Here is a 25,101-nt window from a genome sequence, read left to right on the forward strand (position 1 = left end):
AGGATGTGTCCCAGGGTCTGGAGGGTCGAACGGGGCAGCGTCAGGAGAGCGGCTGCGCCGGACAGATGCCGCTGGCCTGCAGTCGGAGGTCGACATACAGGCGCACGGTGAGGTGCCAGACGTTGGTCATCGCCCGCCGAGGTTATCCCCCCGGCCGACTGACCGGAAGGATCGACTCCGGTGACGCTCCTTACAGCGAATGCTTGGAAGGGGCCCTTCCTCTACCGGAGGCGTTAACAAGGTGCCCTTCCTTACCGGCGGAGGGCGATGGTGGTGGCGGTGGCGGTGGCCCAGAGGAGCGCCACCAGGAGCAGCAGTCGCTCCAGCACCCCGACCAGGGTGCCCCGGCCCACCGCGAGCATCGCCAGGCCCACCACCCCGGCCAGCGGCAGCGCCGCCGCCGCCGCCCCGGCGGCCAGCCGGCGCAGCGACCGGTCGGCCCCGGGCGGGAAGGCGATCGCCAGCATCGCGAAGACCACCGCCGCGGTCGCGACGATGCTCGCCCCGCCGTGCACCAGGTCGGCCGCCGTGGCCCGCTCGAACGGCGGCAGCGGGCAGCCCGCGCTGCACGTCACCGCGCCCGAGACCAGGGTGCAGACGCTCCCGGCGGCGAGCAGTGCGGCCGCGAACCGCAGCCCCGCCGGCAGCGCCGCCGCGAGCAGCAGCAGCGCCGCGGCGAGGGCGAAGACCCCGATCCGGTACGCCGGGGCGTACGCGCTGTCGGTGACGCCCGCCTCGCTGACGTACCCGGTCAGGCCCGGGCCGGGACCGGCGACCACGGCGACGGTCACGGCGGTCGCGCCCGCGACGATGCAGCCGGTCGCGGCCGACGCGGCGGCGGCCCGGGACGGGGAGACGGACGGGCCCGCCCGGCGCGGCTCGGCCACGCCCGGGGCGGCGGTCGGGTCCGCCCGGCGCGGCTCAGCCACGCCCGTGCGGCGTCGTCCAGCCGGAGGTGTCGGGGCCGAGCGGGACGATGCCCGTCGGGTTGATCGCCGCGTGGGTGCCGTAGTAGTGCCGCTTGATGTGGTCGAAGTCGACCGTCTCGCCGAAGCCCGGCGTCTGGAACAGGTCCCGCGCGTACGCCCAGAGCACCGGCATCTCGGTGAGCTTCTGCCGGTTGCACTTGAAGTGCCCGTGGTACGCCACGTCGAAGCGGACCAGGGTGGTGAACAGCCGCACGTCGGCCTCGGTGATCGCGTCGCCCATCAGGTAACGCCGGCCCGCCAGCCGCTCCGACAGCGCGTCGAGCCGGGCGAACAGCGCCGTGAACGCCTCCTCGTACGCGGCCTGCGAGGTGGCGAAGCCGCAGCGGTAGACGCCGTTGTTGACGTCCCGGTGGATCTCCGCCATCAGCGCGTCCATCTCCGGGCGGAGCTCCACCGGGTAGAGGTCCGGCGCGCCCGGCTTGTGCAGGCTGCGCCACTCGGTGGAGAAGTCGAGGGTGAGCTGCGGATAGTCGTTGGTGACCACCCGCCCGGTGTGCGTGTCGACCAGGGCCGGCACGGTGACCCGCCCGGTGTAGTCGGGGTCCGTGGCCAGGTACGCCTCGGAGAGGAAGCCGATGCCGAGCACCGGGTCGAACCCGTCCGGGTCGAGGCTGAACCGCCAGCCGCGCTCGTCGCGGATCGGGTCGACCGTGCCGAGTGAGATCGCGTCCTGGAGGCCGAGCAGGTTACGGACGATCCGGGCCCGGTGCGCCCAGGGGCAGGCCCGGCACCAGATCAGTCGGTAGCGGCCCGGCTCCAGCGGCCAGCGGTCCTGGTCGTCCGGGCCGCCCCCTGCGGGAGAGGTCGAGTGGGGGGTGACCCGACCGGTGAACCGGTTGGGCTGGCGGACGAACGCGCCACCGCCGCTGGTCTCTGCGCTGAACTGGGCCCGGGCCATGCCGTCAACCTATCCGCTGGGCGCGCGGATATCCTGGCGGCCGGGCGACCCCGTGACCCGGAAAGCGCCTGCCCCCGCCCCTTCCCACCCCCCGAAGGATCGCGCTGATGACCGTGGCATACCTGGTGGCCGGTGTCCGCACCCCGATCGGCCGGTACGGCGGCGCCCTCGCCGGCGTCCGCCCCGACGACCTGGCCGCGCACGTGATCCGCGAGCTGGTCGCCCGGCACCCGTCCGTGGACTGGGCGCGGGTGGACGACGTGATCCTGGGCTGCGCCAACCAGGCCGGGGAGGACAACCGCAACGTGGCCCGGATGGCGGCGCTGCTCGGCGGGCTGCCCGAGGAGGTGCCCGGCAGCACGGTCAACCGGCTCTGCGGTTCGGGCCTCGACGCCCTGGCCACCGCCGCCCGGTCGATCGTGGCCGGCGAGGCCGACCTCGTCGTGGCCGGCGGGGTGGAGAGCATGAGCCGCGCCCCGTTCGTGATGCCGAAGGCGACGACCCCGTACTCCCGCAACGCGGAGGTGTACGACACCACCATCGGCTGGCGGCTGGTCAACCCGCTGATGAAGAAGCACTGGGGCATCGACTCCATGCCGGAGACCGCGGAGAACGTCGCCGCCGAGTACGGCGTCGGCCGGGCCGAGCAGGACGAGTTCGCGTACCGGTCGCAGCAGCGGGCCGCGAAGGCGCAGGCCGACGGCCGGTTCGCCGAGGAGATCGTGCCGGTGAGCGTGCCGGCGGGGCGGCGCGAGACGAAGCTCGTCGAGGTCGACGAGCACCCCCGGGAGACCTCGCTGGAGAAGCTGGCCGCGCTGCCCACCCCGTTCCGCGAGGGCGGCACGGTGACCGCCGGCAACTCCTCCGGCGTCAACGACGGCGCGGTGGCGCTGCTGGTCGCCTCCGAGGCGGCCGTGACCCGGTACAACCTGACCCCGCTGGCCCGGTTCGCCGGGGCCGCCGCGGCCGGCGTACCGCCCCGGACCATGGGCGTCGGGCCGGTGCCGGCCACCCGGAAGCTGCTCGACCGGCTCGGCGTCGGCCTCGACGCGGTCGACGTGATCGAGCTGAACGAGGCGTTCGCCGCGCAGTCCGTCGCGGTGCTGCGCGAGCTGGGCCTGCCCACCGACGCCGAGCATGTCAACCCGAACGGCGGGGCGATCGCGCTCGGGCACCCGCTCGGCGCGAGCGGCGCCCGGCTGGCCCTGACCGCGGCGCTGGAGCTGCGGCGCCGGGGCGGGCGACGGGCGCTCGCCACCATGTGCGTCGGCGTGGGGCAGGGCATCTCGCTGCTGCTGGAGTCCGCCGGCTGACCCGTCGCCGGTCGGAGACCGGCCGGCCCGTCCTGGGCCCGCCGCCCCCGCCGGCCGGAGGGGCGCGGGGCGGGGCCGGTCGGCGCCCGGGTGTCCGGTCGGTGACGGACACCGGACGGGCCGACGAAGTGGGTCATGGGACCTCGCCGTGCCGGGAGTGGGCGGCCTAGAGTGGTGAGCACCACTCGATCCGCGGGTCGGCCGGTGTGGCTCCGCGTGCCCCCCACGCGCCCCGACGCCGGTTCCCTCCCGCACCGCGGCGACGACATGGGGTGCAGCAGTGCAGATGCCGGACGGACTTCCCGCCGAGATCGACCTCTCCCGGCCGAGCGCGGCCCGGGTCTACGACTACTTCCTCGGCGGGGCGCACAACTTCGAGATCGACCGGCAGCTCGCCGAGCAGATCGCCGGCATGACCCCCAACCTGGCGGCCACCATGCGCGCCGGCCGCGAGTTCCTGCGCCGGGCCGTGCGTACGCTGCTGGACGCCGGGGTCGACCAGTTCCTCGACATCGGCTCCGGCATCCCGACCGTCGGCAACGTGCACGAGGTCGCCCAGACGGCCAACCCCAAGGCCCGGGTGGTCTACGTCGACATCGACCCGGTCGCGGTGGCGCACAGCCGGGAGCTGCTCGCCGGCAACGAGCTGACCGGGGTGATCCACGCCGACCTGCGCGAGCCGGAGCGGATCCTGACCGAGGCCCGTGAGCTGGCGCTGCTCGACTTCAGCCGGCCGCTGGGCATCCTGCTCGCCGGGGTGGTGCACTTCATCCCGGACGCCGACCGACCCGGCGACGTCCTGGCCACCCTGCGGGCCGCCGCCGCCCCGGGCAGCTTCCTGGTCATCTCGCACTCCACCTTCGAGGACCAGCCGCAGGAGATGCTCGACGCGCAGCGCCTCTCGGCGCGTACCGACACCGAGATCACGCTGCGCTCGCGGGCCGAGGTCACCAGCTTCTTCGGCGACTGGACGATCCTGGAGCCGGGCGTGGTGCACATGCCGCTCTGGCGTCCGGACTCGCCGTCCGACGTGGACGACCAGCCGGAGCGGTTCGGTGCCTTCGGCGGCGTCGCCCGGTACGACCAGCCCACCGCCTGAGCCCATGGGCGCCGTACCGGAGCCCGGCGGCGACGACCTCAGCCGGTCGGGCGCCCTGCGGTACGCGACCGAGTGGTCCCGGGCGGTGCGCCGGCTCGGTTTCGTGCCGCTCAGCGCGGCCGAGACCGAGCGGCTGCTGCACCTGCACACCGTCCGGCTGGCGCTGGCCGTGCTCGCCGAACCCTTCTCGGCCCTGCCGGCCGAGGAGGTCGGGCGCGCACTGGTCGAGGAGCACCTGACGGAGCCGCGGGTGCTCGACTGGTCGGTGCGGGCCCTCGGCGAGCGCTTCCTTCCCGAGGTGCTGCCCGCCCGGGCGCACCACGACGAGACGGTGGAGCGGGTCGCGGCCCTGCAGGGCGGGCTGGCCGCCGGGTTCGCCCGCGCCCTGCGCGACCGCACCTTCGCCCAGCAGGAGCGGATCGCCCGCTCGGCGTGGCAGGCGCGGGACGAGGTGGAGCAGGCCCTGCGTGACAGCGAGGCCCGGTTCCGGGCGGTCTTCGTCGGGGCGCCCACGGGCATCGGCATCGCCGGCATCGACGGTCGGATCATCGACGTCAACCAGGCGTTCGCGGACATGCTCGGCTACTCCGTCGAGGAGCTGCGGCAGATCAACGTGGCGTCGCTGTTCCACGTCGACGACGCGGCCGGGATGTGGGAGCTCTACCAGGAGCTGGTCGAGGGCAAGCACGACAGCGCCCGGGTGGAGAAGCGCTACCACCGCAAGGACGGCAGCGTGGTCTGGACCGACCTGTCCGTCTCGCTGATCCGGCACGACGACGGCCGGCCCCGGTTCACCGTCGCGATGATCGAGGACATCACCGAGCGGTACGAGCTCCAGCAGCGGCTGCGCTTCCAGGCGCTGCACGACCCGCTCACCGGCCTGCCCAACCGGACCCTGTTCTTCGAGACGCTGGGCCAGGTCTTCGAGATGGCCGACGCGGACCACCGCGTCGGGGTCTGCTTTCTCGACCTGGACGGCTTCAAGGCGGTCAACGACAGCCTCGGCCACGACCTCGGTGACCGGCTGCTGGTGGTGATCGCCCGGCGGCTCGCCGAGTGCGTCGCCGGGCGCGGCCACCTGGTCGCCCGGATGGGCGGGGACGAGTTCGTCATCCTGGTCGACGACGGCACCGGCATCGACGACGCGGTGGCCGTCGCCGAGGCGGCTCTGGCCGCCGTCTCCGCCCCGGTCCGGATCGGCGAGCACCAGCTCGCCGTCTCGGCGAGCGTCGGCATCGTCGAGTGTCCCGTCGGCGGGACGAGCGCCTCGGAGCTGATGAAGGCCGCCGACACCACGCTCTACTGGGCGAAGGCGGAGGGCCGCGGCCGGTGGGCGGTCTACGACCCGGAGCGCGGCGCCCGGGACATCGCCCGCTCCGCGCTGGCCGCCGGGCTGCCGGCGGCGCTGGACCGGGACGAGTTCGTGCTCCACTACCAGCCGATCGTGTCCCTGCTGGAGGGCTCGATGCTGGCCGTGGAGGCGCTGGTCCGCTGGCAGCACCCGGAGCTGGGGCTCATCGGGCCGGACCGGTTCATCGGGCTGGCGGAGGAGACCGGCCTGATCGTCCGCCTCGGCGAGTGGGTGCTGCGGCAGGCCTGCCGGGACGCGGAGGAGTGGCGGCGCGAGTTCCCCGCGGCCCGGCTGGTGGTCAGCGTCAACCTGGCCGCCCGGCAGGCCGACGACCCGCGGATCGTGGAGACCGTCGCCGACGCGCTGGCCTCCACCGGGCTCCCGGCCGGGCTGCTGCAACTGGAGTTGACCGAGAGCGCCGTGATGGGCACCGCGGGGGAGCCGCTGCGGTCGCTGCACCGGCTGGCCGCGCTGGGCGTACGGCTGGCGATCGACGACTTCGGCACCGGCTACTCGAACCTGGCGTACCTGCGGCGGCTGCCGATCCACTGCCTCAAGTTGGCCGGCCCGTTCGTCGAGGGAATCCGGGGCGACGGCCCGGAGGCGGCCACCGACCACCGGGACGAGCGGATCGTGGACGCGCTGGTGCGGCTGGCGCACGCGTTGGAGCTGTGGGTCACCGCGGAGGCGGTCGAGACCGGGGTGCAGGCCGAGCGGCTGCGGGCGCTGCGCTGCGACACCGGGCAGGGGCGGTACTTCGGCCCGCCGGCGCCGGCGGCGGAGATCACGGCCCGGCTGCGCGGCGGCGGGCACGGAGCCGCGGCATGAGCCTCGCCGACACCGAGGCGGCCGTCGCCGTCCTCGCCGCGCTGGCCATCCTCGCCGGGCTGGCCGGCGTGGTGGTGCCCGGCCTGCCGGCGCTGCCGCTGTGCTGGGGCGGGGTGCTGGTCTGGGCGCTCTTCGGCGGCGCCGGGCCGGGGCGCTGGGCGGTGCTCGCCGCCGCCACGGTGGTCGTCGCCGGCGGCACCGTCGTGAAGTACGCCTGGCCGGGGCGGAACCTGAAACGCACCGGGGTGCCCACCTCGTCGCTGCTCGCCGGCGGCGTGCTGGGACTGGTCGGCTTCTTCGTCGTACCGGTGGTCGGGCTGGTGCTCGGCTTCGTCGGCGGGGTGTGGGCGGCGGAGCGGCTGCGGCTGGGCGACTCCCGGCTGGCCTGGCCGGCGACGAAGCAGGCCGTGGCGGCGGCCGGCCTGTCCATGCTGGTCGAGTTCCTCGCCGGCCTGCTCGTGGCGGCGCTCTGGGTCGTCGGTCTGCTGCTGACCTGACGGCGTGGTGGTGGGGCGGCGGCGCGGGGCGGGCGTCGGGTACGGCGCAGCGCCGCACGGGTGAGAGAGAGGTGACGTGCCCCGCGCCGCCGCGGTGCCGGGGCGGTCCGAGCGCCCGGCGGTGGCCCGTCGCGATCGGGCCTGGTCACGGGCTCAAGCATGCGGCGCACGCGCCCGGACGGCAACGCAATTTGCCCGCTCGCCGGCCCGGGCCGGTCGGCGGGAGCGAGCCCGGCGCACCCACCCCGGGCGGTTGCCGGGATCCGGGGCTGGGCATTGACGGTGGTCAGGTTAGCCAGTAGACCTTGGTGATGGAGGCCCGCCGATGAGGAAAGCTCCGCTCACGTTGGAACAACTGCGGGTCGCCATCGCCGAGGGCGAGATCGACACCGTGGTGCTGGCCCTGGTGGACATGCAGGGCCGGTTGCAGGGCAAGCGGTTCCACGCCCCCCACTTCCTCGACCACGTCGTCGCGCACGGCAGCGAGGGCTGCAACTACCTGCTCGCCGTGGACGTCGACATGAACACCGTCGACGGGTACGCGATGTCGAGCTGGGAACGCGGCTACGGCGACTTCGCCATGGTGCCGGACTTCGACACGCTGCGCCGGGTGCCCTGGCAGCCGGGCAGCGCGCTGCTCCTGGCGGACCTGGCCTGGCTGGACGGGTCAGGGCCGGTGGCCGCCTCGCCCCGGCAGATCCTGCGCCGTCAGCTGGACCGGATGGCGGGGCACGGGCTGACCGCGTACGCCGGCACGGAGCTGGAGTTCGTGTTGTTCCGCGACTCCTACGAGGACGCCTGGCGGCGCGGCTACCGGGAGCTGACCCCCGCCAACCAGTACAACGTGGACTACTCCCTGCTCGGCACCGCCCGCGTGGAGCCGCTGCTGCGCCGCATCCGCCGGGAGATGGCGGGGGCGGGGCTGACCCCCGAGAGCGCGAAGGGGGAGTGCAACCTAGGCCAGCACGAGATCGCCTTCCGCTACGACGAGGCGGTGGCCTGCGCCGACCACCACGTCATCTACAAGAACGGGGCGAAGGAGATCGCCGCCCAGGAGGGCATGTCGATCACCTTCATGGCCAAGCCGAACGAGCGGGAGGGCAACTCCTGCCACATCCACTTCTCCCTGCGTGACGCGGACGGCCGGTCGGCGCTGCTCGGCGACGGGCCGGCGCACCTGTCGGCGACCGGGCGGCGGGTGCTGGCCGGGCTGCTCGCCACCATGCAGGAGTTCAGCCTCCTGTTCGCCCCGAACGTCAACTCCTACAAGCGCTACCAGCCCGGGTCGTTCGCCCCGACCGCGCTGCGGTGGGGCACGGACAACCGCACCTGCGCCCTGCGGCTGGTCGGGCACGGGCAGGGCATGCGGGTGGAAAACCGGGTCCCGGGGGCGGACGTGAACCCGTACCTGGCCATCGCCGCGCTGGTCGCCGGCGCCGTGCACGGCATCGAGCGCGGACTGGAGCTGGGCGAGGAGTGCACCGGCAACGCGTACGACGACCCGGCCGCCGAGCGGGTCCCCGGCACGCTGCGCGACGCCCTCGCCCGGTGGGAGTCCTCGACGGTGGCGGGGGAGGCATTCGGTGACGAGGTGGTGGCGCACTACGCCAACCAGGCGCGGGTCGAGCTGGCCGCCTTCGACGCCGCCGTGACCGACTGGGAGCTCTTCCGTGGCTTCGAACGCCTCTGACCTCGACCGCGTGCTCGACGGGAAGGGATGGGGCCCGTGACCGAGGTGGTGAACCCGACGACGGGCGAGGTGGTGGCGGTCGTGCCGTCGGCCTCGGCCGACGAGGTCGACGCGGCGATCGGGCGGGCGGACGCGGCGTACCCGCGGTGGCGGGCACTGGCGCCGGGGGACCGGGCGCGGCTGCTGCGCCGGTTCGCCGCGCTGGTGGACGCGCACCTGGAGGAGCTGGCGCAGCTGGAGGTGCGCAACTCGGGGCACACCGTCGGCAACGCGCGGTGGGAGGCGGGCAACGTCCGGGACGTGCTCGACTACTACGCGGGCGCGCCGGAGCGGCTGACCGGGCGGCAGATCCCCGTGCCGGGCGGGCTGGACGTGACATTCCACGAACCACTCGGCGTGGTCGGGGTGATCGTGCCGTGGAACTTCCCGATGCCGATCGCCGCCTGGGGCTTCGCGCCGGCCCTCGCCGCCGGCAACACGGTGGTGCTCAAACCCGCCGAGTTGACCCCGCTGACCGCGCTGCGCCTGGCCGAGCTGGCCCGCGAGGCGGGGCTGCCCGAGGACGTGTTCACGGTGCTGCCGGGAGCCGGGTCCGTGGTGGGGGAGCGCTTCGTCACCCACCCCGCCGTCCGCAAGGTCTGCTTCACCGGCTCCACCGAGGTCGGCACCCGGATCATGGCCGGCTGTGCCGCCCAGGTGAAGCGGGTGACGCTGGAGCTGGGCGGCAAGAGCGCCAACCTGGTCTTCGCCGACGCCGACCTGGAGAAGGCGGCGGCCACCGCCCCGTACGCCGTCTTCGACAACGCCGGCCAGGACTGCTGCGCCCGGTCCCGGATCCTGGTCCAGCGGCCGGCGTACGACCGCTTCCTGGAGCTGCTCGAGCTGGCGGTGCGGGCGTTGCGAGTGGAGGACCCGGCCCGGGAGACCGCCGAGATGGGCCCGCTCATCTCCGCCGGCCAGCGGGACCGGGTCGCGGGGTACGTCGACGGGGCGACCGTCGCCTTCACCGGCTCCCGCCCCGACGGCCCCGGCTTCTGGTACGCCCCGACGGTGCTGCTCGCCGACTCCACGGCGGACCGGCACTGGCGGGAGGAGATCTTCGGCCCGGTCGTCTCGGTGCTCCCGTTCGACGACGAGGCCGACGCGGTGCGACTCGCCAACGACACCGAGTACGGCCTGTCCGGCTCGGTCTGGACCCGGGACGTGGGCCGCGCCGTCCGGGTGGCGCGGGCGGTCGAGGCGGGCAACCTCAGCGTCAACTCGCACTCCTCGGTGCGGTACTGGACCCCCTTCGGCGGGATGAAGCGCTCCGGGCTGGGCCGCGAGCTGGGCCCGGACGCGCTGCACGCCTTCACCGACGTCAAGAACGTGTTCATCGCAACGGAGGAGTGAGGCGCGTGCAGGGTCGTCTTCAGGACCGGGTGGCCGTGGTCACCGGTGCGGGCAGCGGGATCGGGCTGGCCACCGTGCGGCGGTTCGCCGCCGAGGGGGCGCGGGTGGTCTGCGTGGACATCGACCCGGAGGCCGGCAAGCGGGCCGCCGACTCCGTGGGCGGCGAGTTCGTCGCGGCGGACGTCGCCGACGAGACGGCCGTACGGGACCTCTTCGACGGGGTGGCCGAGCGGCACGGGCGGATCGACATCGCGTTCAACAACGCCGGCATCTCCCCGCCGGAGGACGACTCCATCCTGGAGACCGGGCTGGACGCCTGGGAGCGGGTGCTGCGGGTCAACACCACGAGCGTCTACCTCTGCTGCAAGCACGTCATCCCGCACATGCGCCGGCAGGGCAAGGGCTCGATCGTCAACACCGCCTCGTTCGTGGCGCTGATGGGCGCGGCCACCTCGCAGATCGCGTACACGGCGAGCAAGGGCGGGGTGCTGGCGATGACCCGGGAACTGGGCGTGCAGTTCGCCCGGGAGGGCATCCGGGTCAACGCGCTCTGCCCCGGCCCGGTCGCCACCCCGCTGCTGCTGGAGCTCTTCGCCGCCGAACCGGAGCGCGCGGCCCGCCGGCTGGTGCACGTGCCGATGGGGCGGTTCGGCAGGCCGGAGGAGATCGCCGCCGCGGTGGCCTTCCTCGCCAGCGACGACGCCTCCTTCATGACCGCCGCGCAGTTCGTGGTCGACGGCGGCATCACCGGCGCGTACGTCACCCCGCTGTGAGCCCGCGCCCTCCGGATGGCGGGGGAGGTGCCGTCGAGCAGCCGACGGCCGGCCGAGCGGACGTAATCAGCGACCAGGGCGTGGCATGCGTTACGTTGCCGGCCCGTCAGGGTACTGAGCGGGGCACGGCCGGATGGATCATCGGGCCGAGGCGGGGAAGGCCGGAGCGGGAGGCTGCATGAGCTCGGCCCAGGGGGGCGTGGACGAGGGGCACCCGCCCGACCGCGTCCGGGAAGCGGAGTTTCCCCCGCTGCTCGCCGCGGCGTTCGCGGCCGGCGGCGAGATGGGCGAGCGGATGCGCGCGTTCGACTGGTCCACCACCCCGCTGGGCACCCCGGACCGCTGGCCGGCTGCGCTCTGTGCGGCGGTCGGCATGATGCTCGCCTCCAGCGCCCAGATCGTCATGTTCTGGGGCGAGGAGCAGCTCGCCTTCTACAACGACGCCTACCGGCCGACGATCGGCGGCAAGCACCCGGACGCGCTGGGCCGGCCGGCCCGCGAGCACTGGGCGGAGACCTGGGACGTGCTCGGGCCGCTGCTGGAGGGCGTCCGGCGCGGCTGCCGGTCGTACCGGGCCGAGGACCATCCCTTCCCGCTCGACCGGCACGGCTTCCTCGAGGAGACGTACTTCGACGTCTCGTACGACCCGATCCTGGGCGTCGACGGCACCGTCGACGGCATCTTCTGCATCGTCAACGAGACCACCGGCCGGGTGCTCGGCGAGCGCCGGCTGCGGCTGCTGGCGGAGCTGGGCAGCGAGTTGGCCGAGGTGGGCAGCACGGCGGAGCTGGGCCGGGCCGCCGCCGCGGTGTTCGACCGGCACCGGCCGGACGTGCCGTTCGCCCTGGTGCACCTGCCCGACGACACCGGCCGCCTCGCGCTGGCGGGGCGCAGCGGCGTCGACGCCGCGGCGGTCACCACGCCGTCCCCGGCGTCGCTCGCCGAGGTCGCCGCCGGCGGCGCCGCCACCACCGTCGCCGTGACGGACCTGCTCGCCCGGGTCCCGGCCGGCGCGGCCGAGCGGGCGCTGGTGCTGCCGGTCACCGCGGCGAACGAGACCGTCGGGACGCTGGTCGTCGGCCTCGCCCGCCGGCTGCCGCTGACCGCCGAGTACCGCGACTTCTTCGACCTGGTCGCCGCGCAGGTCTCCCGGGCCGTCGGCAAGCAGCAGGCGTACGAGCACCAGCGCGCCCGGGCCGCCGAGCTGGCCGCCCTCGACCGGGCCAAGACCAACTTCTTCGCCAACATCAGCCACGAGTTCCGCACCCCGTTGACCCTGGTGCTCGGCCCGCTGGAGGACCTGCTCGCCGACCCGGCGCTGCCCGCGGCGTACACGGACCGGCTCACCACCATGCACCGCAACGCGCTGCGGCTGCTCAAGCTCGTCAACACGGTGCTCGACTTCTCCCGGCTGGAGTCCGGTCGGCTGGCCGCCCATTACCAGCCGACCGACCTGGCGGACTACACCTCCCGGCTGGCCAGCACGTTCCGCTCGGCGGCCGATCGGGCCGGGCTGCGCCTGGTGGTCGACTGCCCGCCGCTGCCGGCACCGGTCTTCGTGGACCGGGACATGTGGGAGAAGATCGTCCTCAACCTGGTGTCGAACGCGGTGAAGTTCACCTTCGACGGGGAGATCCGGGTGCGGGTCCGCGCCGTCGACGGCACCGCCCGGCTGGAGGTCGCCGACACGGGCGTCGGCATCGTCCCCGAGGAGCTGCCGCAGGTATTCGACCGCTTCCACCGGGCGCCGGGGGCGCGCTCGCGCACCCACGAGGGCACCGGGATCGGTCTGGCGCTGGTCCGCGAGCTGGTCGAGATGCACGGCGGCGAGGTGGCCGCCAGCAGCCGCGTGGACGAGGGCAGCACGTTCACCGTGACCGTCCCCTTCGGCACCGGGCACCTGCCGCCCGAACGGGTCGCCGACGCCGGCCCCCCGGCGCCGGTCGAGCTGGTGCGGGCCGACCTGTACGTGGCGGAGACCGCCCGCTGGGCCGACGCCGCGGGAGCCGGGGCGACCCGGGTGGCCGGGTCGGGCGCCGCCGGGCGGATCCTGGTCGCCGACGACAACGCCGACCTGCGCGAACACGTCACCCGGCTGCTCGCCCCGTCATGGGAGGTGGTCGCGGTGACCGACGGCCTGGAGGCGCTGCGGCTGGCCGTCGACGGCGCCTTCGACCTGGTGCTGACCGACGTGATGATGCCTCGGCTGGACGGCTTCGGGCTGGTCGCCGCGCTGCGTGCGGACGCGCGTACCCGGCACGTGCCGATCGTGCTGCTGTCGGCCCGCGCCGGCTCCGCCGAGGCGGTCGCCGGGCTCTCGGCCGGCGCCGACGACTACCTCACCAAGCCCTTCTCCGGCCAGGAGTTGATCGCCCGGGTCCGGGCCAACGTCGAGCTGGGCCAGCTCCGCGGCCAGATCATCCGCGGGCTACGGGCGCTGGCCGACGCCGCGGTGGCGGTCAACACCGCCCGATCCACGGCCGACGTGCTCCAGGTCGCCGCGCGGCACGCGCTCAGCCTCGCCGAGGCCGCCCGGGTGGTGGTCTCGGCGACCGGGATGCGCTTCGAGGCCGACGGCGGCGGGTCGGCCCCCGTCGAGCCGTCCTTCGTGCTGCCGCTGACCGGCACCGTCGGCGAGCAGCTCGGCGAGCTGCGGGTCTGGCGGCCGGACGGCGACGGCGCCCGCACCGACGAGGCCGCGCTCACCCAGCTCGCCCGGCTGGTCGGCGTGCGACTGGAGAACGCCCAGCTCTACGAGGCCGAGCACCGCATCGCCACCACGCTCCAGCACAGCCTGCTGCCCCGGTCGCTGCCGCAGCTGCCGGGCGCCGTCGTCGCCAGCCGCTACCTGCCGGGCAGCGCCGACGTGGAGGTCGGCGGAGACTGGTACGACGTCGTCGCCCTGTGCGACGACGAGCTGGTGCTGGTCATCGGCGACGTGGTGGGCAAGGGCGTCCGCGCGGCGGCGGCGATGGGCCAGCTCCGCAACGCGCTGCGGGCGTACGTGCTGGAGGGGTTCGACCCGGGCGAGTCGCTGACCCGGCTCAACCGGCTGGTCGGGACGACGGAGGGCCGCTCCTTCGCCACCGTGGTCTGCCTCTGGTTCAGCCCGCGCACCGGCCGGCTGCGGTACGCCAGCGCCGGCCACCCCTCGCCGCTGCTGATCCGGGGGGACGACGTGGCGTTCCTGCACGACCGGGCGCTCGGCCCGCCCGTCGGGGCGATCCCCGACACGTCCTACCGGACGGTCGAGGGGGAACTGACCCCGGGCAGCCGGCTGCTGCTCTACACCGACGGGCTGATCGAGGACCGGCAGCTAGACATCGACGACGCGCTGGCCCGGCTCAGGCAGGACGCGGCGACGCCCGGCGAGCACGTGACCGACGTGATCGACGCCGTGGTCCGGCGGATCGCCGGGCGGCCCCTGCGCGACGACGTCGCGGTGCTGGCCCTGGAGGCGGCGGAACTCAACCGGTTCGCGCTGCGGCTGCCGACCGACCCCACCCGGCTCAGCGTGCTGCGCAAGCGGCTGGAGGACTTCCTCGTCGCCCACTCCGTCAACGAGACGGACCTGTTCGACCTGACCGTCGCCGTCTCCGAGGCGGCCGCCAACGCCATCGAGCATCCCGTCGACCCCGCGGAGCCGGCGATCGCCGTCGAGGTGGTCATCGAGGATCGCACCGTGGTGGCCACCGTGCGCGACAGCGGGCGGTGGCGGGAGTCGACCGGGTCGGGCTTCCGCGGGCGGGGGTTGTCCCTTATCGAGGCGCTGGGGGAGATGTCGGTCACGCGTACCCCCGAGGGGACGGAAGTGACGCTGCGCCGGCGGCTGGCGGACTGAGCACCCGCCCGGCGGCGGCCGGAGCGGCGCGGGATCAGGCCGGGCGGAGCCAGGTCTGCTCGCCCAGACCGGCGATGTCCAGCACGCGGCGGACCTGCCGGGACGGCAGGACGGCGAGGGCGTCGGGGAACTGCTGGGCGAGCCGGACCACGGCGTGGATCGCCGCCGAGTCGAAGAAGGTGACCGCCCGCAGGTCGAGCGTCACCCGCTCGGCCGGCTCCCGCAGCACGGTCTGGACCATCGTGTCGGCGGTGGCCATGTCGACCTCGCCGGTCACCACGACGCGGACGTGACCACCGTCGGCCTCCGCGCTGGCGGAGAATACGGGAGGCGCGCCGTCCCCTTGATCCACGCAGCCACAATGGCACAGCCTCTCGGGCGCGGCAACAACCGGGCCGGGCGGGCGGGGGCGGGGGCCGCCCGGCCCCGCGGCGATAGGCTTGGGCCCATGACCGTCCGTGCGCCGCTGACCCCAGGCACGCTCTCTCCGTTGCGGCCCGTGCCCGCCCACATCGTCCGCCCCGAGTACGTGGGCAAGAAGCGTCCCCAGGAGTGGCGCGGCTCGCACGTGCAGACCCCGGAGACCGTCGAGAAGATGCGGATCGCGGGTCGGCTCGCCGCCCAGGCCACCCAGCTCGCGGGTGAGCACTGCAAGCCCGGCGTGACCACCGACGAGATCGACCGGGTCGTGCACGAGTTCCTCTGCGACCACGGCGCCTACCCGTCGACGTTGGGCTACAAGGGCTTCCCCAAGTCCTGCTGCACCAGCCTCAACGAGGTGATCTGCCACGGCATCCCCGACTCCACCGTGCTCGCCGACGGCGACATCATCAACGTCGACGTCACGGCGTACATCAACGGGGTGCACGGCGACACCGACGCCACCTTCTGCGTCGGCGAGGTCAGCGAGGAGGCCCGGCTGCTGGTCGAGCGGACCCACGAGGCGATGATGCGCGGCATCCGCGCGGTCGCCCCGGGCCGCCAGATCAACGTGGTCGGCCGGGTCATCGAGTCGTACGCGAAGCGCTTCGGCTACGGCGTGGTCCGCGACTTCACCGGCCACGGCATCGGCGAGTCCTTCCACAGCGGGCTCTACGTGCCGCACTACGACAGCCCCCGCCCGACCGACGTGATGGAGCCGGGGATGACGTTCACGATCGAGCCGATGATCACCCTCGGCACCCACCAGTACGACATGTGGGACGACGGCTGGACGGTGGTCACCAAGGACCGCAAGTGGACCGCGCAGTTCGAGCACACCATCGTGGTGACCGAGGACGGCCACGAGATCCTCACACTGCCGTGACCGACACCCCTGCGGCGCTGCGCGAGGCGCACCACGCGGACGTGTCCGGCGGCTGGCTGCGGCCCGCCGTCTTCGGCGCGATGGACGGCCTCGTCACCAACATCGCCCTGATCGCGGGCGTCGGCGGCGGCGGGGTGTCGCCCCGCAGCATCGTGCTCACCGGCACCGCCGGCCTGGTGGCCGGTGCCATCTCGATGGGGCTGGGGGAGTACACGAGCGTCCGCTCGGCCAACGAGCAGGTCGCGGCCGAGGTGGCCAAGGAACGCCGCGAGCTGGAGCGGCACCCCGAGGCGGAGGCGCGCGAGCTGGCCGAGGCGTGGGTCGCCCGGGGCCTGCCGCACGACCTCGCCATGCAGGTCGCCGAGGCCGTGCGGCGCAACCCGGAGGAGGCGCTGCGGGTGCACGTCCGGGAGGAGTTGGGCGTCGACCCCGACGACCAGCCCAGCCCGTGGGCGGCCGCGATCTCGTCGTTCCTGTTCTTCTCGGTCGGGGCCCTGGTGCCGCTGCTGACCTACCTGTTCGGCTCGACCAGCCTCTGGCTGGCGCTGGCCGTCGGTGGGCTCGGGCTCTTCGCGGCCGGGGCGGTGGTCGCCCGGTTCACCGCCCGGCCCTGGTGGTCCGGCGGCCTGCGCCAGCTCCTGCTGGGTGCCGCGGCGGCCGGCGCCACCTACCTCGTCGGCGCCCTCATCGGCGTCCAGGGCGCCCTCGGCTGACGCCGCCGCGCCCTCGGGCCGGCGGAGCCGGTCGTAGGCGCTCCGGTTCGTCGGCCAGGGCGTCCCGCCGCCGCGCGGCGGGTCAGCCGTCGAGGAGGTCGTCGACCGTCCCGTCGACGGGGCGGCCCCGGGCCGTCAGCTCCGCCGCCTGGCGGGCCAGCACGGCACCCACCTCGGTCATGTCCGCGCCGGCCAGGCCGGTGCGCCGCACCGCGTCCCCGGGGTCGCGGAAGTAGGTGCGGCTGAGCAGCCCGTTCACGGTGGCCGCCGCCAGCCGCGCCTCGCCGAGCATCAGCAGGGCCTGGTCGGTCTCGTACCACCCGGCCAGCCGGGCCGCCCGGGCGTGCGCCGCGCTGCCCCTGTACCACGCCTGCCGGGCCGCCGTGCTGAACTCGGCCGGCCGGGCACGGGCCAGCCGGCCCAGGTGCTCGTCACGGAGCGTGCGCAGCCAGCCGGTCGGGTCGTGCAGCGCCCGGGTGCTGACGTACCGGTCGGCGGTCAGCGGCCAGAGCGGGGAGATCAGCCGGGCCTGGTGGAGGTAGTCGTCCGCGCCGGCCACGGTCAGGTCGACCAGCACGCCGTCGACCCGCCGGGTCGCCGGGGGCGGGCCGCCGCCGGGCCGGTAGGTCACCACCAGCAGCCCGACCTCGCCGTCCCCGCCGCCGTCGTCGTCGCCGTGCGCGAGCGGGCCGTGCACGGCGACGGCGAGCACGTCGGCCGGGAAGCGCCGGCGGGCGGCGTCGGCGACCCGCTCGGCCACCGCCCAGCGTGGATCGCCCGGGTGCGGGTCGCCGCCGGAGGCCACGCCGTCCACGTCCACGCCGACCACCTCACGCCCTCGCCGACCGGGCCGCCCGGCACGAGCCGGCCCGCGGTGTCGCGGCGGCGCAGGTCACCGCACCAGCCTAGTCGCGCCCGCCCGACCCGCCCGGCCCGCCGCGCCCGGTGGGGACTCTCGACGCGGCGGGTGAGGGCTTGCAGGACGGGCCCGGGCACCAGTGTGCGCGGCGCCGGCCGGTCAGTCGAGGCGTCGCTCGACCGGCAGCCGGGACCGGGTGAACAGTCCCGCGCCGAGCATCGCGACCAGCGGCACCACCACCAGGACGCCGAGGGTCGCCCACGGGACCACCACCGGGTACGGGTCCTGAACCGGCCACGAGCCGGCGTACCGGCGGTTCAGGGCGGTCAGGATGATCACCGCCGAGCCGAGGCCGGCGACGATGCCGAGCACCGAGCCCAGCACGGCGATCACCCCCGACTGGCACAGCGACAGGAGCCGGCGCAGGCCGGGGCCGGCGCCCACCGCGGCCAGCGTGGACAGGTCGGCGCGCCCCTCGGCCGCCGCCAGCCCGGTGGCGATGCCGGCGGCGCCCACGGTGATCACCCCGGCCGCGGCGGCCAGCAGGAGCAGCACCGGCCGCCCGTCGTCCGACCGGTCGCCCTGCTCGATCTCCACGTGGGCGCCGAGCGGGCGCAGCGCGGTGGCGAACCGGTCCTGCCGGCCCTGGTCGGGTGCCCCGTCGGCCGCGACGGCCCAGCCGAGCGCACGGGTGGCCAGCCCGAGCCGGTCGGCCGCCCGCCGCGAGAGCAGCAGCCGCTCCGTCGGCACCCCGGTGCGCAGCGCGTACGCGGCGACGGCGGTGGGCGCCGAGGTCACCGGCCCGGCCGGTCCCGACCCGTTCACCGCCACCTCGATCCGCCCGTCCACCACGTAGCGCGGATCGGTCACCACCGCGCCGCCGGCGCGCAGCACGGCGGCCGCGGCGGCGACGTCGGCGGGGTCGGCACCGGTCAGCAGCGGCAGGGCGTTCCCATCGTCCACCAGCACCTGGAAGTACGCGCCGTGGAGGTTGTCGCCCCGGCAGCGGGCGTCCGCCCGGGCCTGCCGCCGCTCGGCCTCGCTCAGGCCGTCGCCGGCCGGCCAGGGACACGCCCGGTGCGGCGGCAGCACCGGAGCGACCGAGCAGGGCTCGGCCTCCGTCGTGCACCGCACCCCGGCCAGCGGCGCCACCGTGGCGGCGCCGAGCTGGTCGCGGGCCGCCTCGGTGACCCGGGCCAGGGCGGGTGCGGTGTCCAGGTCCGGCCGGTGCACCAGCACCGTGCCGGCGGGCATACTCGGCTCGTACGTCGCGGCACTCCGCGCGTGGTCGCTGGCCAGGTACACCCCGACCGCGACGCTGCCGGCGACCGCCGCCATCACCGCCGAGATCGCCGGGGCGGCCGAGGAACGGTTGCGGCTGGCGTCGCGCAGCGCGATCCGGGGCGCCAGCGGGAGCGACCGCCCGAGCCGGGCGAGCAGGCCGACCAGCGTCGGGGTGGCGAAGACCAGCCCCAGCTCGCCGAGGACCAGACCGGCGAGGATCACCGGCGGCGACGTCCGGGCGGCCCCGAACGCGGCCAGCGCCGCCCCGCCGGCCGCCATGCACACGCCGGCCGTGAGCCAGCGCCGCCGGTGCGCGGGCGGGGTGCGGCGGCCGGCCAGCCCGGCCACCACGTCCTGCCGGGCCGCCGCCCAGGCCGGGGCCAGCGCGGCCAGCACGCCGGACAGCACCGCGACGGCCGCGACCGCCACCAGGGCCTCCGGCCAGCAGCGGTACCCGCCGAAGCGCGCGCCGTAGAGGTGCTGCTCGACCAGCGGCCGGGCGGCGAACGCGGCGGCGACGCCGAGCGTGAGCCCGGTGGCCGCCCCGAGGGCGCCCAGCACCACGCCGTCGGCCAGCACGATCCGGCGCAGGTGGGCGTCGTCGCCGCCCGCCACCGCGACCAACGCGAGGTCCCGGCGCCGCCGCCGTACGCCGACCGCGAAGGCCGGGCCGACGAGCAGCACCACCTCCAGCAGCCCCAGCCCGCCGACGAGTACCGACACGCTCATCCCCTCGACGTCGACCGAGGAGAACGGTTCGGGCCCGGCGAAGTCCACCCCCGAGGGCGGGGCGGGGGTGCGGGCGTGGACCACGACGCCGTGGTCGTTGAGCCGGCGGAACAGTGTCTCGTCCGCCGTCCCGGGCAGGTCCACCAGCCAGGTCATGTCCGGCTCGGCGTCCGTCGGACCGGCGGTCGCCGGGTGCAGCGTGACGATCGGTCCCAGGTCGTCCGGGTACTCGACCACCCCGACCACCCGCCACGAGCGGGAGCCGTCCCCGGACGTGACGGTGCCACCGGGACGGACGTCGAGTCGGCGCAGCGCGGCGGGGCTCAGCGCGATCTCGTCCGGCCCGGCCGGCGCCCGGCCGGAACGGAACCGGGCCAGCCCCCGGCCGAGCGGGTCCGCGAGGTCCACGGCGCGGCCGGTGACGTCCCGGTCGACCCGGTCGCCGACCCGGGCGTCGAAGTTCACCCAGCGGCGCAGCGGGACGACCCGGCTCCCGGCCGGCAGCAGGGCGGTGACCTGTTCGGCGGTGACCCGTTCGGCCGGCGGGGTCGCGTCGTGGTCGGACACCCAGCCATCGCCCCAGGAGTCCTGGGTGACCGGCCCGCGCGCCACCCAGAGCAGTTCCGCGTCGGCGACACCGAGCTGTCGCTCGGTCCGCTCGGCCCGGGTCAGCTCGGACATGTCCCAGCTCACCGCGGTGAAGGTCAGCACCAGCACCGGCAGCGTGATCATCGCGAGCACCAGCGCCGTACGCCCCCGCGCCCGTCGGGCCTCCCGGCGGGCGATCCGCAGCGCCACCCACCAGGAGCCGACGGCGCCCGCGAGCCGGCCGCCCCGGCCCGCCGTCACCGACCGCTGCCGGTCAACAGCTGCTCCACGCTGCCGAGCGGGGCCGTCGAGTCGACCAGCACCCCGTCGCGGAGGAAGACCACCCGGTCGGCCCAGGCGGCGTGCCGCGCCTCGTGGGTGACCAGGACTGCGGCGGCCCCGGCGTCGACCCGCCGGCGCAGCAGGTGCAGCACCGCCTCGCCGGTCTGCGAGTCCAGCGCCCCGGTGGGCTCGTCGGCGAGCACCAGCCGGCGCTCGCCGACCAGCGCGCGGGCGATCGCCACCCGCTGCTGCTGGCCGCCGGAGAGCTGGTCGGGGAACCGGTCGCCGAGTTCCGGCAGGCCCACCTCGGCCAGCGCGTCCAGCGCCAGCCGGCGCGCCCGCCGGACGCCGGTCCCGTCGAGTTCCAGGGGGAGCGCGACGTTCTCCACGGCGGTGAGGCTGCCGAGCAGGTTCAGGTCCTGGAAGATGTAGCCGATCCGGCGGCGACGCACCTGGGCGAGGCGGCGCCGGTCCAGGGCGCCGAGGTGCTCGCCCTCGACGAGCACCTCGCCGGCGGTCGGGCCGTCCAGCCCACCGGCGAGGGCCAACAGGGTGGACTTCCCGGAGCCGGAGGGCCCCATCACCGCGACGAGCTCGCCCGGGTGGACGGCGAGGCTCACGCCGCGCAGCGCGTGCACCGCCGCCGGCCCGGTGCCGTGGGTGCGGTGCACGTCGCGCACATCGAGCACGGCCGGGGCCGGGCTGTCGCCCGCCGGCCCGCTGCCCACGCTCACCGTCGCGCCTCCTCGTCCGCCCGGTCCACCGCCTCGGCGGGCGTCGTCGGCGCGCGGCCGGGCCCCGTCGGACGGTAGCGCACCAGGCTCGTCTCGCAGTGGTCCAGCCAGCGCACCTCGGCCTCGGCCTGGAAGACCATGGCGTCCAGCACCAGCCGCCACGGCAGGTCCTCCGGGCGGTCGCTGGCGTACTTCAACCGGGTCAACTCCTGCAGCGTCCGCATGGTCGCGCTGCGCTGGGTCTGCACCACCGAGCGCACGTCGACGCCGGGCGTGGTCAGCGCGAGGGCCAGCTTGATCGCCAACTCGTCGCGGGGCCGGTCGGTGCGGCTGATCGGGGTGGCGAACCACAGCGCCAGGTCCGTCCGCCCGGCGTCGGTGATCTCGTACGGGCGCTGCCCGGCCTCGCTCTCGGGGAGCGAGCGGACCAGCCCGTCCCGCTCCAGGCGGGACAGGGTGGTGTAGACCTGCCCGATGTTCAGCGGCCAGGTCGAGCCGGTCGACTCCTCGAACGCGGCGCGGAGCTGGTAGCCGTACATCTGGCCGCGTTCGAGCAGGGCGAGCAGCCCGTGACGGATGGACATGGCTCCGGAGTATGCATACCTGGTATGCGACCCGCAACCGGAGCGTCACCGCCGGCAGCGGCGGTCAGGCGGGCCGGCCGGGGAACGGCACGGTCAGCGGGGTGATTCCGGCCGTCCGGCGCCAGCGGGTCGCCCGCAGGGCGTACTCGACCAGGGCGGCCAGCGCCCGGTCGCGGTCGGCGCCGGTGGTGGCGGGCACCGCCGCCCGCCAGAACGCCGCGGTGCGCTCCTCCACCTCGACGGCGAGCCGCAGCGCGCTCGCCCGGTCGGTCACCGGGAACGGCAGGGCGTAGCCCGCCCGGTCGGGCGGGACGCTGCCGCCGCCCGCGCTCAGCTGCATCACCAGGTCGTCGCGGCGGCGCCGGTGCGCGGCCTCCGCCTCGCGGGCGGCGGTCCGGGCCGCGCCGGTGAGGCGTACCCCGATGGGGCCGTAGGCCCAGATCGCCGCGTACTCGGCGGTGAGCGCCGCGCCCAGGGCTCCGGCCGGCCCGGTCGGTGACGGTGTCGGTGCGGTCACTTCAGCGCCTCCACGTGCGTGGCCCGGGCGGCGGCGATCGAGGCGAGCAGGGCGGCCCGCTCCGCCGGCGCCGCCGCGCAGGCACTGGTCGCCGTCTCCCGGCCGGTGCGCTCGCGCTCCCGCAGCGCGGCCCGGGCGGCGGCCGGGTCGGCCGCCGGGGCGGGGGTGGCCGCGGCGGGCGCCGAGGGCAGCGGCACGCCGATCACCCGGGCCAGCTCGGCCGCGTGCGCGCCGTGCGCCTCGGCGATCGGGGTGAGCAGGCCGGCCAGCGCGGGGTGCGCCGCGGCGGCGTCGCGGTGCCCGGCGGCGAGCCGGAGCGCCTCGTCGAGCAGCGGCGTGAGCGGGTCGGGCCCGGGACTGGGATCGTCGTCGCGGTCGAGAAGATCACAGCCGGTCAGTGGCGCCGTCGCGCCGCCGAGTGCCAGGAGCGCCCCGGCGCGCAGCACCGTTCGCCGGGAATGCCCGGTTGCTCCGCCGCGTTGTGTCGTTCTGCCCGTCGCCACCGGACAAGTCAACACCATCACCGGCCGTACGTGGGCCACCGGCGTCGGTGCGCCGCCCGGTCCGGTGCCCGGCAGGCGCGTTACGCTCTGCGCAGCCACCGGCGCGTCAGCTCCGGTGGCATACCGGCATGGCGACCGATCGGGGCGCCGTCGATCACGAGAAGGGTGCGGAGATGACGCAGCGTGGCCGTGCCACGAGGTCGACGGGTCCGGCGGGCAGACCCCGGCGCGCCGACGCCCCCCGGGGCGGGGAACGCGCCGGCGGCCCGCGCGGCGACCTCGCCGCCCGGCGGGCCCGGCTGCGTGAGGTCATCGAGCCGGTGGTCGCCGGCGCCGGCTACGACCTGGAGGAGCTCACCGTCTCCCGGGCGGGCCGCCGGCACGTGGTGCGGGTGATCGTGGACGCCGACGGCGGGATCAACCTGGACGCCGTCGCCGAGGTCTCCCGGGCCGTCTCCGCGGCCCTCGACGCGGCCGAGGAGTCCGGGGGTGACATCGTCGCCGGGGAATACCAGCTGGAGGTCAGCTCCCCGGGCGTGGACCGGCCGCTGACCCTGCCCCGGCACTGGCGGCGCAACGTCGGGCGGCTGGTCAAGGTGACCGCCCGCGGCGCGGGCGCTCCGCCCGGGCAGCGCGCCGGGCAGCCCGCCGGCGACCGGCAGGTCACCGGCCGGGTGGTCGAGGCCGACGACGAACGCGTGGTGCTGGAGACCGACACCGGCCGCACCACGTGGACCTACGCCGAGCTCGGCCCCGGCCGGGTGCAGGTCGAGTTCCACCGCCTCGACGAGATCGAGGAGACGGACGAACCCGACGACATGGACGACACCGACGACTTCGACGACGAAGATGATGTGGAGGACGAGGAGAGGTGAACATCGACCTCGCGGCGCTGCGCGCACTCGAGCGCGAGCGGGAGATCCCGTTCGACACGATCCTCGCGGCGATCGAGACCGCGCTGCTGACGGCCTACCGGCACACCGAGGGGGCGGAACCGCACGCCCGGGTGGAGATCGACCGCAAGTCCGGCGCGGCCCTGGTCTACGCGCAGGAGCTGGACGACGACGGCACGGTGGTGCGGGAGTGGGACGACACCCCGCACGACTTCGGCCGGATCGCCGCCATGACCGCGAAGCAGGTGATCCTCCAGCGGCTGCGGGAGGCCACCGACGAGGTGCACTTCGGCGAGTACGTCGGCCGCGACGGCGACCTGGTCACCGGCGTGGTGCAGGCGCACGAGGCGCGGGCGGAGAAGGGCATCGTCACCGTCGACCTGGGCAAGCTGGAGGGCGTCCTGCCGCAGTCGGAGCAGGTGCCCGGCGAGCGGTACGTCCACGGCGAGCGGATCCGCTGCGTGGTGGTGCACGTGGCCAAGGGGATGCGCGGCCCGCAGATCACCCTGTCCCGTTCGCACCCGGCGCTGGTCAAGAAGCTCTTCGCGCTCGAGGTGCCGGAGATCGCCGACGGCACGGTCGAGATCGGCGCGATCGCACGTGAGGCGGGTCACCGTACGAAGATCGCGGTCCGCTCCACCGCCCAGGGCGTGAACGCCAAGGGGGCCTGCATCGGCCCGATGGGCCAGCGGGTCCGCGCGGTGATGAGCGAGCTGCACGGCGAGAAGATCGACATCATCGACTGGTCGGACGACCCGGCGACCTTCGTCGGCAACGCGTTGTCGCCGGCCAAGGCGCTGCGGGTCGAGGTGGTCGACCTGGCCACCCGGACGGCCCGGGTGACGGTGCCGGACTTCCAGCTCTCCCTCGCCATCGGCAGGGAGGGGCAGAATGCCCGGCTTGCTGCCCGGCTGACCGGTTGGCGGATCGACATCCGGTCCGACGCGGAGCAGGCCGGGGCGAGCGGCCGGAGCGGGGCTGATCACGTCCCGGAGCCGGGCAGCGCGATCTCGGGCGCCTAGGGGTAGACTTTCTCCAGTGGTACGACGCGCGCTGCCGGAGCGCACCTGTGTGGGTTGCCGGCGACGTGCGCCGGCCAGCGAATTGCTGCGGATCGTCGCGGTCGGCGACGAGGCTGGTCACAGCCTCCGGCCCGATCCGGCCCGCAGGCTGCCGGGTCGGGGAGCGAACATGCACCCGGATCCGGCCTGCTTCGCGCAAGCGGTGCGGCGGCGCGCCTTCGGGCGGGCGCTGCGCGTCACCGGGGTCCTCGACCACGGTGAGCTCGCGGAGCACGTCGATGCGCCAACCACTACGTCCGGTCAGCCCGACCGGGCGAGGGTCGCTAGCAAGGTAGGACGACCGACATGAGCACACGATGAAGTCCCTGAAATGACCAGGCTTCAAGTGCACGAGTGAGGTCGCTGCGGGTGCTGCC

22 protein-coding genes are annotated in these 25,101 nt (G+C 75.2%); 13 read left to right on the forward strand and 9 right to left on the reverse strand.

Features of this window, described 5'->3' with window-relative positions:
* Positions 1–251 precede the first annotated feature (251 nt).
* Both ACGFZ2_RS09415 and ACGFZ2_RS09420 read right to left on the reverse strand, forming a co-directional pair.
* The gene (locus ACGFZ2_RS09415) at positions 252–929 is read right to left on the reverse strand and encodes a DUF998 domain-containing protein (protein WP_393451745.1); all 678 of its coding nucleotides are present in this window, start codon (positions 927–929) and stop codon (positions 252–254) included.
* Positions 922–1,887, reverse strand: a complete 966-nt coding sequence (locus ACGFZ2_RS09420; RefSeq protein ID WP_393266654.1) for a glutathione S-transferase family protein — start codon at positions 1,885–1,887, stop codon at positions 922–924. Before ACGFZ2_RS09420 ends, ACGFZ2_RS09415 begins: the two co-directional genes overlap by 8 nt.
* A gap of 107 nt (positions 1,888–1,994) precedes the next feature.
* On the opposite strand from ACGFZ2_RS09420, the gene pcaF reads away from it, so the two are divergent.
* The 8 genes from pcaF to ACGFZ2_RS09460 all read left to right on the forward strand — a co-directional run bounded on the left by pcaF (position 1,995) and on the right by ACGFZ2_RS09460 (position 14,671).
* Positions 1,995–3,200: a 3-oxoadipyl-CoA thiolase gene (gene pcaF / locus ACGFZ2_RS09425; RefSeq protein ID WP_393266652.1), complete on the forward strand. Its 1,206-nt coding sequence runs from the start codon at positions 1,995–1,997 to the stop codon at positions 3,198–3,200.
* Positions 3,201–3,480: 280 nt separating this feature from the next.
* Positions 3,481–4,299, forward strand: a complete 819-nt coding sequence (locus ACGFZ2_RS09430) for an SAM-dependent methyltransferase (RefSeq protein ID WP_393266650.1) — start codon at positions 3,481–3,483, stop codon at positions 4,297–4,299.
* Positions 4,300–4,303: 4 nt separating this feature from the next.
* Positions 4,304–6,478, forward strand: a complete 2,175-nt coding sequence (locus ACGFZ2_RS09435) for a putative bifunctional diguanylate cyclase/phosphodiesterase (RefSeq protein ID WP_393266648.1) — start codon at positions 4,304–4,306, stop codon at positions 6,476–6,478.
* Entirely contained in the window at positions 6,475–6,975 is a 501-nt protein-coding gene (locus tag ACGFZ2_RS09440; protein WP_393266645.1) for a DUF456 domain-containing protein, read from the forward strand. The genes ACGFZ2_RS09435 and ACGFZ2_RS09440 overlap by 4 nt, the downstream gene beginning before the upstream one ends.
* Positions 6,976–7,300: 325 nt before the next feature.
* Positions 7,301–8,665: a glutamine synthetase family protein gene (locus ACGFZ2_RS09445; RefSeq protein ID WP_393266642.1), complete on the forward strand. Its 1,365-nt coding sequence runs from the start codon at positions 7,301–7,303 to the stop codon at positions 8,663–8,665.
* Positions 8,666–8,692: 27 nt separating this feature from the next.
* Positions 8,693–10,057, forward strand: coding sequence for an aldehyde dehydrogenase family protein (locus ACGFZ2_RS09450; protein ID WP_393451748.1), 1,365 nt, complete (start codon positions 8,693–8,695; stop codon positions 10,055–10,057).
* A gap of 5 nt (positions 10,058–10,062) precedes the next feature.
* Positions 10,063–10,830, forward strand: coding sequence for a 3-oxoacyl-ACP reductase (locus tag ACGFZ2_RS09455; RefSeq protein WP_393451751.1), 768 nt, complete (start codon positions 10,063–10,065; stop codon positions 10,828–10,830).
* Between the two features lie 178 nt (positions 10,831–11,008).
* Positions 11,009–14,671 (forward strand): SpoIIE family protein phosphatase, encoded by a 3,663-nt coding sequence (locus ACGFZ2_RS09460; protein WP_393451754.1) that lies wholly within the window; start codon positions 11,009–11,011, stop codon positions 14,669–14,671.
* Positions 14,672–14,705: 34 nt separating this feature from the next.
* Here the strand turns inward: ACGFZ2_RS09460 and ACGFZ2_RS09465 are convergent, their stop codons facing one another.
* Positions 14,706–15,023 carry an STAS domain-containing protein gene (locus tag ACGFZ2_RS09465; protein WP_363702578.1) on the reverse strand — a complete coding sequence of 106 codons (318 nt, stop codon included), beginning with the start codon at positions 15,021–15,023 and terminating at the stop codon, positions 14,706–14,708.
* A 96-nt stretch (positions 15,024–15,119) separates the two neighbouring features.
* Here ACGFZ2_RS09465 and map point away from each other — a divergent pair, with 96 nt between their 5' ends.
* Positions 15,120–15,977, forward strand: coding sequence for a type I methionyl aminopeptidase (gene map, locus ACGFZ2_RS09470; protein ID WP_357453238.1), 858 nt, complete (start codon positions 15,120–15,122; stop codon positions 15,975–15,977).
* Complete coding sequence (locus tag ACGFZ2_RS09475) at positions 15,974–16,690, forward strand: VIT1/CCC1 transporter family protein (RefSeq protein ID WP_350704974.1); 717 nt, start codon at positions 15,974–15,976, stop codon at positions 16,688–16,690. The genes map and ACGFZ2_RS09475 overlap by 4 nt, the downstream gene beginning before the upstream one ends.
* An 82-nt stretch (positions 16,691–16,772) precedes the next feature.
* On the opposite strand, the gene ACGFZ2_RS09480 is transcribed toward ACGFZ2_RS09475, so the two are convergent.
* The 6 genes from ACGFZ2_RS09480 to ACGFZ2_RS09505 all read right to left on the reverse strand — a co-directional run bounded on the left by ACGFZ2_RS09480 (position 16,773) and on the right by ACGFZ2_RS09505 (position 22,713).
* Positions 16,773–17,510: a nucleotidyltransferase domain-containing protein gene (locus tag ACGFZ2_RS09480; protein WP_393266631.1), complete on the reverse strand. Its 738-nt coding sequence runs from the start codon at positions 17,508–17,510 to the stop codon at positions 16,773–16,775.
* Between the two features lie 198 nt (positions 17,511–17,708).
* Positions 17,709–20,411, reverse strand: a complete 2,703-nt coding sequence (locus tag ACGFZ2_RS09485) for an FtsX-like permease family protein (protein ID WP_393451758.1) — start codon at positions 20,409–20,411, stop codon at positions 17,709–17,711.
* A complete protein-coding gene (locus ACGFZ2_RS09490) occupies positions 20,408–21,166 on the reverse strand; it encodes an ABC transporter ATP-binding protein (RefSeq protein ID WP_393266627.1) in 759 nt (252 codons plus the stop codon). Before ACGFZ2_RS09490 ends, ACGFZ2_RS09485 begins: the two co-directional genes overlap by 4 nt.
* Positions 21,163–21,750, reverse strand: coding sequence for a PadR family transcriptional regulator (locus tag ACGFZ2_RS09495; RefSeq protein WP_350704982.1), 588 nt, complete (start codon positions 21,748–21,750; stop codon positions 21,163–21,165). The genes ACGFZ2_RS09490 and ACGFZ2_RS09495 overlap by 4 nt, the downstream gene beginning before the upstream one ends.
* A gap of 64 nt (positions 21,751–21,814) precedes the next feature.
* Complete coding sequence (locus ACGFZ2_RS09500; protein WP_393451761.1) at positions 21,815–22,267, reverse strand: ferritin-like domain-containing protein; 453 nt, start codon at positions 22,265–22,267, stop codon at positions 21,815–21,817.
* Positions 22,264–22,713: a hypothetical protein gene (locus ACGFZ2_RS09505; protein ID WP_357693945.1), complete on the reverse strand. Its 450-nt coding sequence runs from the start codon at positions 22,711–22,713 to the stop codon at positions 22,264–22,266. Before ACGFZ2_RS09505 ends, ACGFZ2_RS09500 begins: the two co-directional genes overlap by 4 nt.
* 230 nt (positions 22,714–22,943) lie before the next feature.
* Between ACGFZ2_RS09505 and rimP the strand changes: the two genes are divergently transcribed.
* The 3 genes from rimP to ACGFZ2_RS09520 are packed head-to-tail and all read left to right on the forward strand — an operon-like array spanning position 22,944 to position 25,034.
* Positions 22,944–23,645, forward strand: coding sequence for a ribosome maturation factor RimP (gene rimP / locus ACGFZ2_RS09510; RefSeq protein WP_393266621.1), 702 nt, complete (start codon positions 22,944–22,946; stop codon positions 23,643–23,645).
* Complete coding sequence (nusA, locus tag ACGFZ2_RS09515) at positions 23,642–24,685, forward strand: transcription termination factor NusA (RefSeq protein ID WP_357453215.1); 1,044 nt, start codon at positions 23,642–23,644, stop codon at positions 24,683–24,685. Before rimP ends, nusA begins: the two co-directional genes overlap by 4 nt.
* Positions 24,686–24,701: 16 nt before the next feature.
* The gene (locus tag ACGFZ2_RS09520; protein ID WP_350704988.1) at positions 24,702–25,034 is read left to right on the forward strand and encodes a YlxR family protein; all 333 of its coding nucleotides are present in this window, start codon (positions 24,702–24,704) and stop codon (positions 25,032–25,034) included.
* Positions 25,035–25,101: the final 67 nt, after the last annotated feature.

Source organism: Micromonospora sp. NPDC048063, from assembly GCF_043202855.1.
Classification (GTDB): Bacteria; Actinomycetota; Actinomycetes; order Mycobacteriales; family Micromonosporaceae; genus Micromonospora.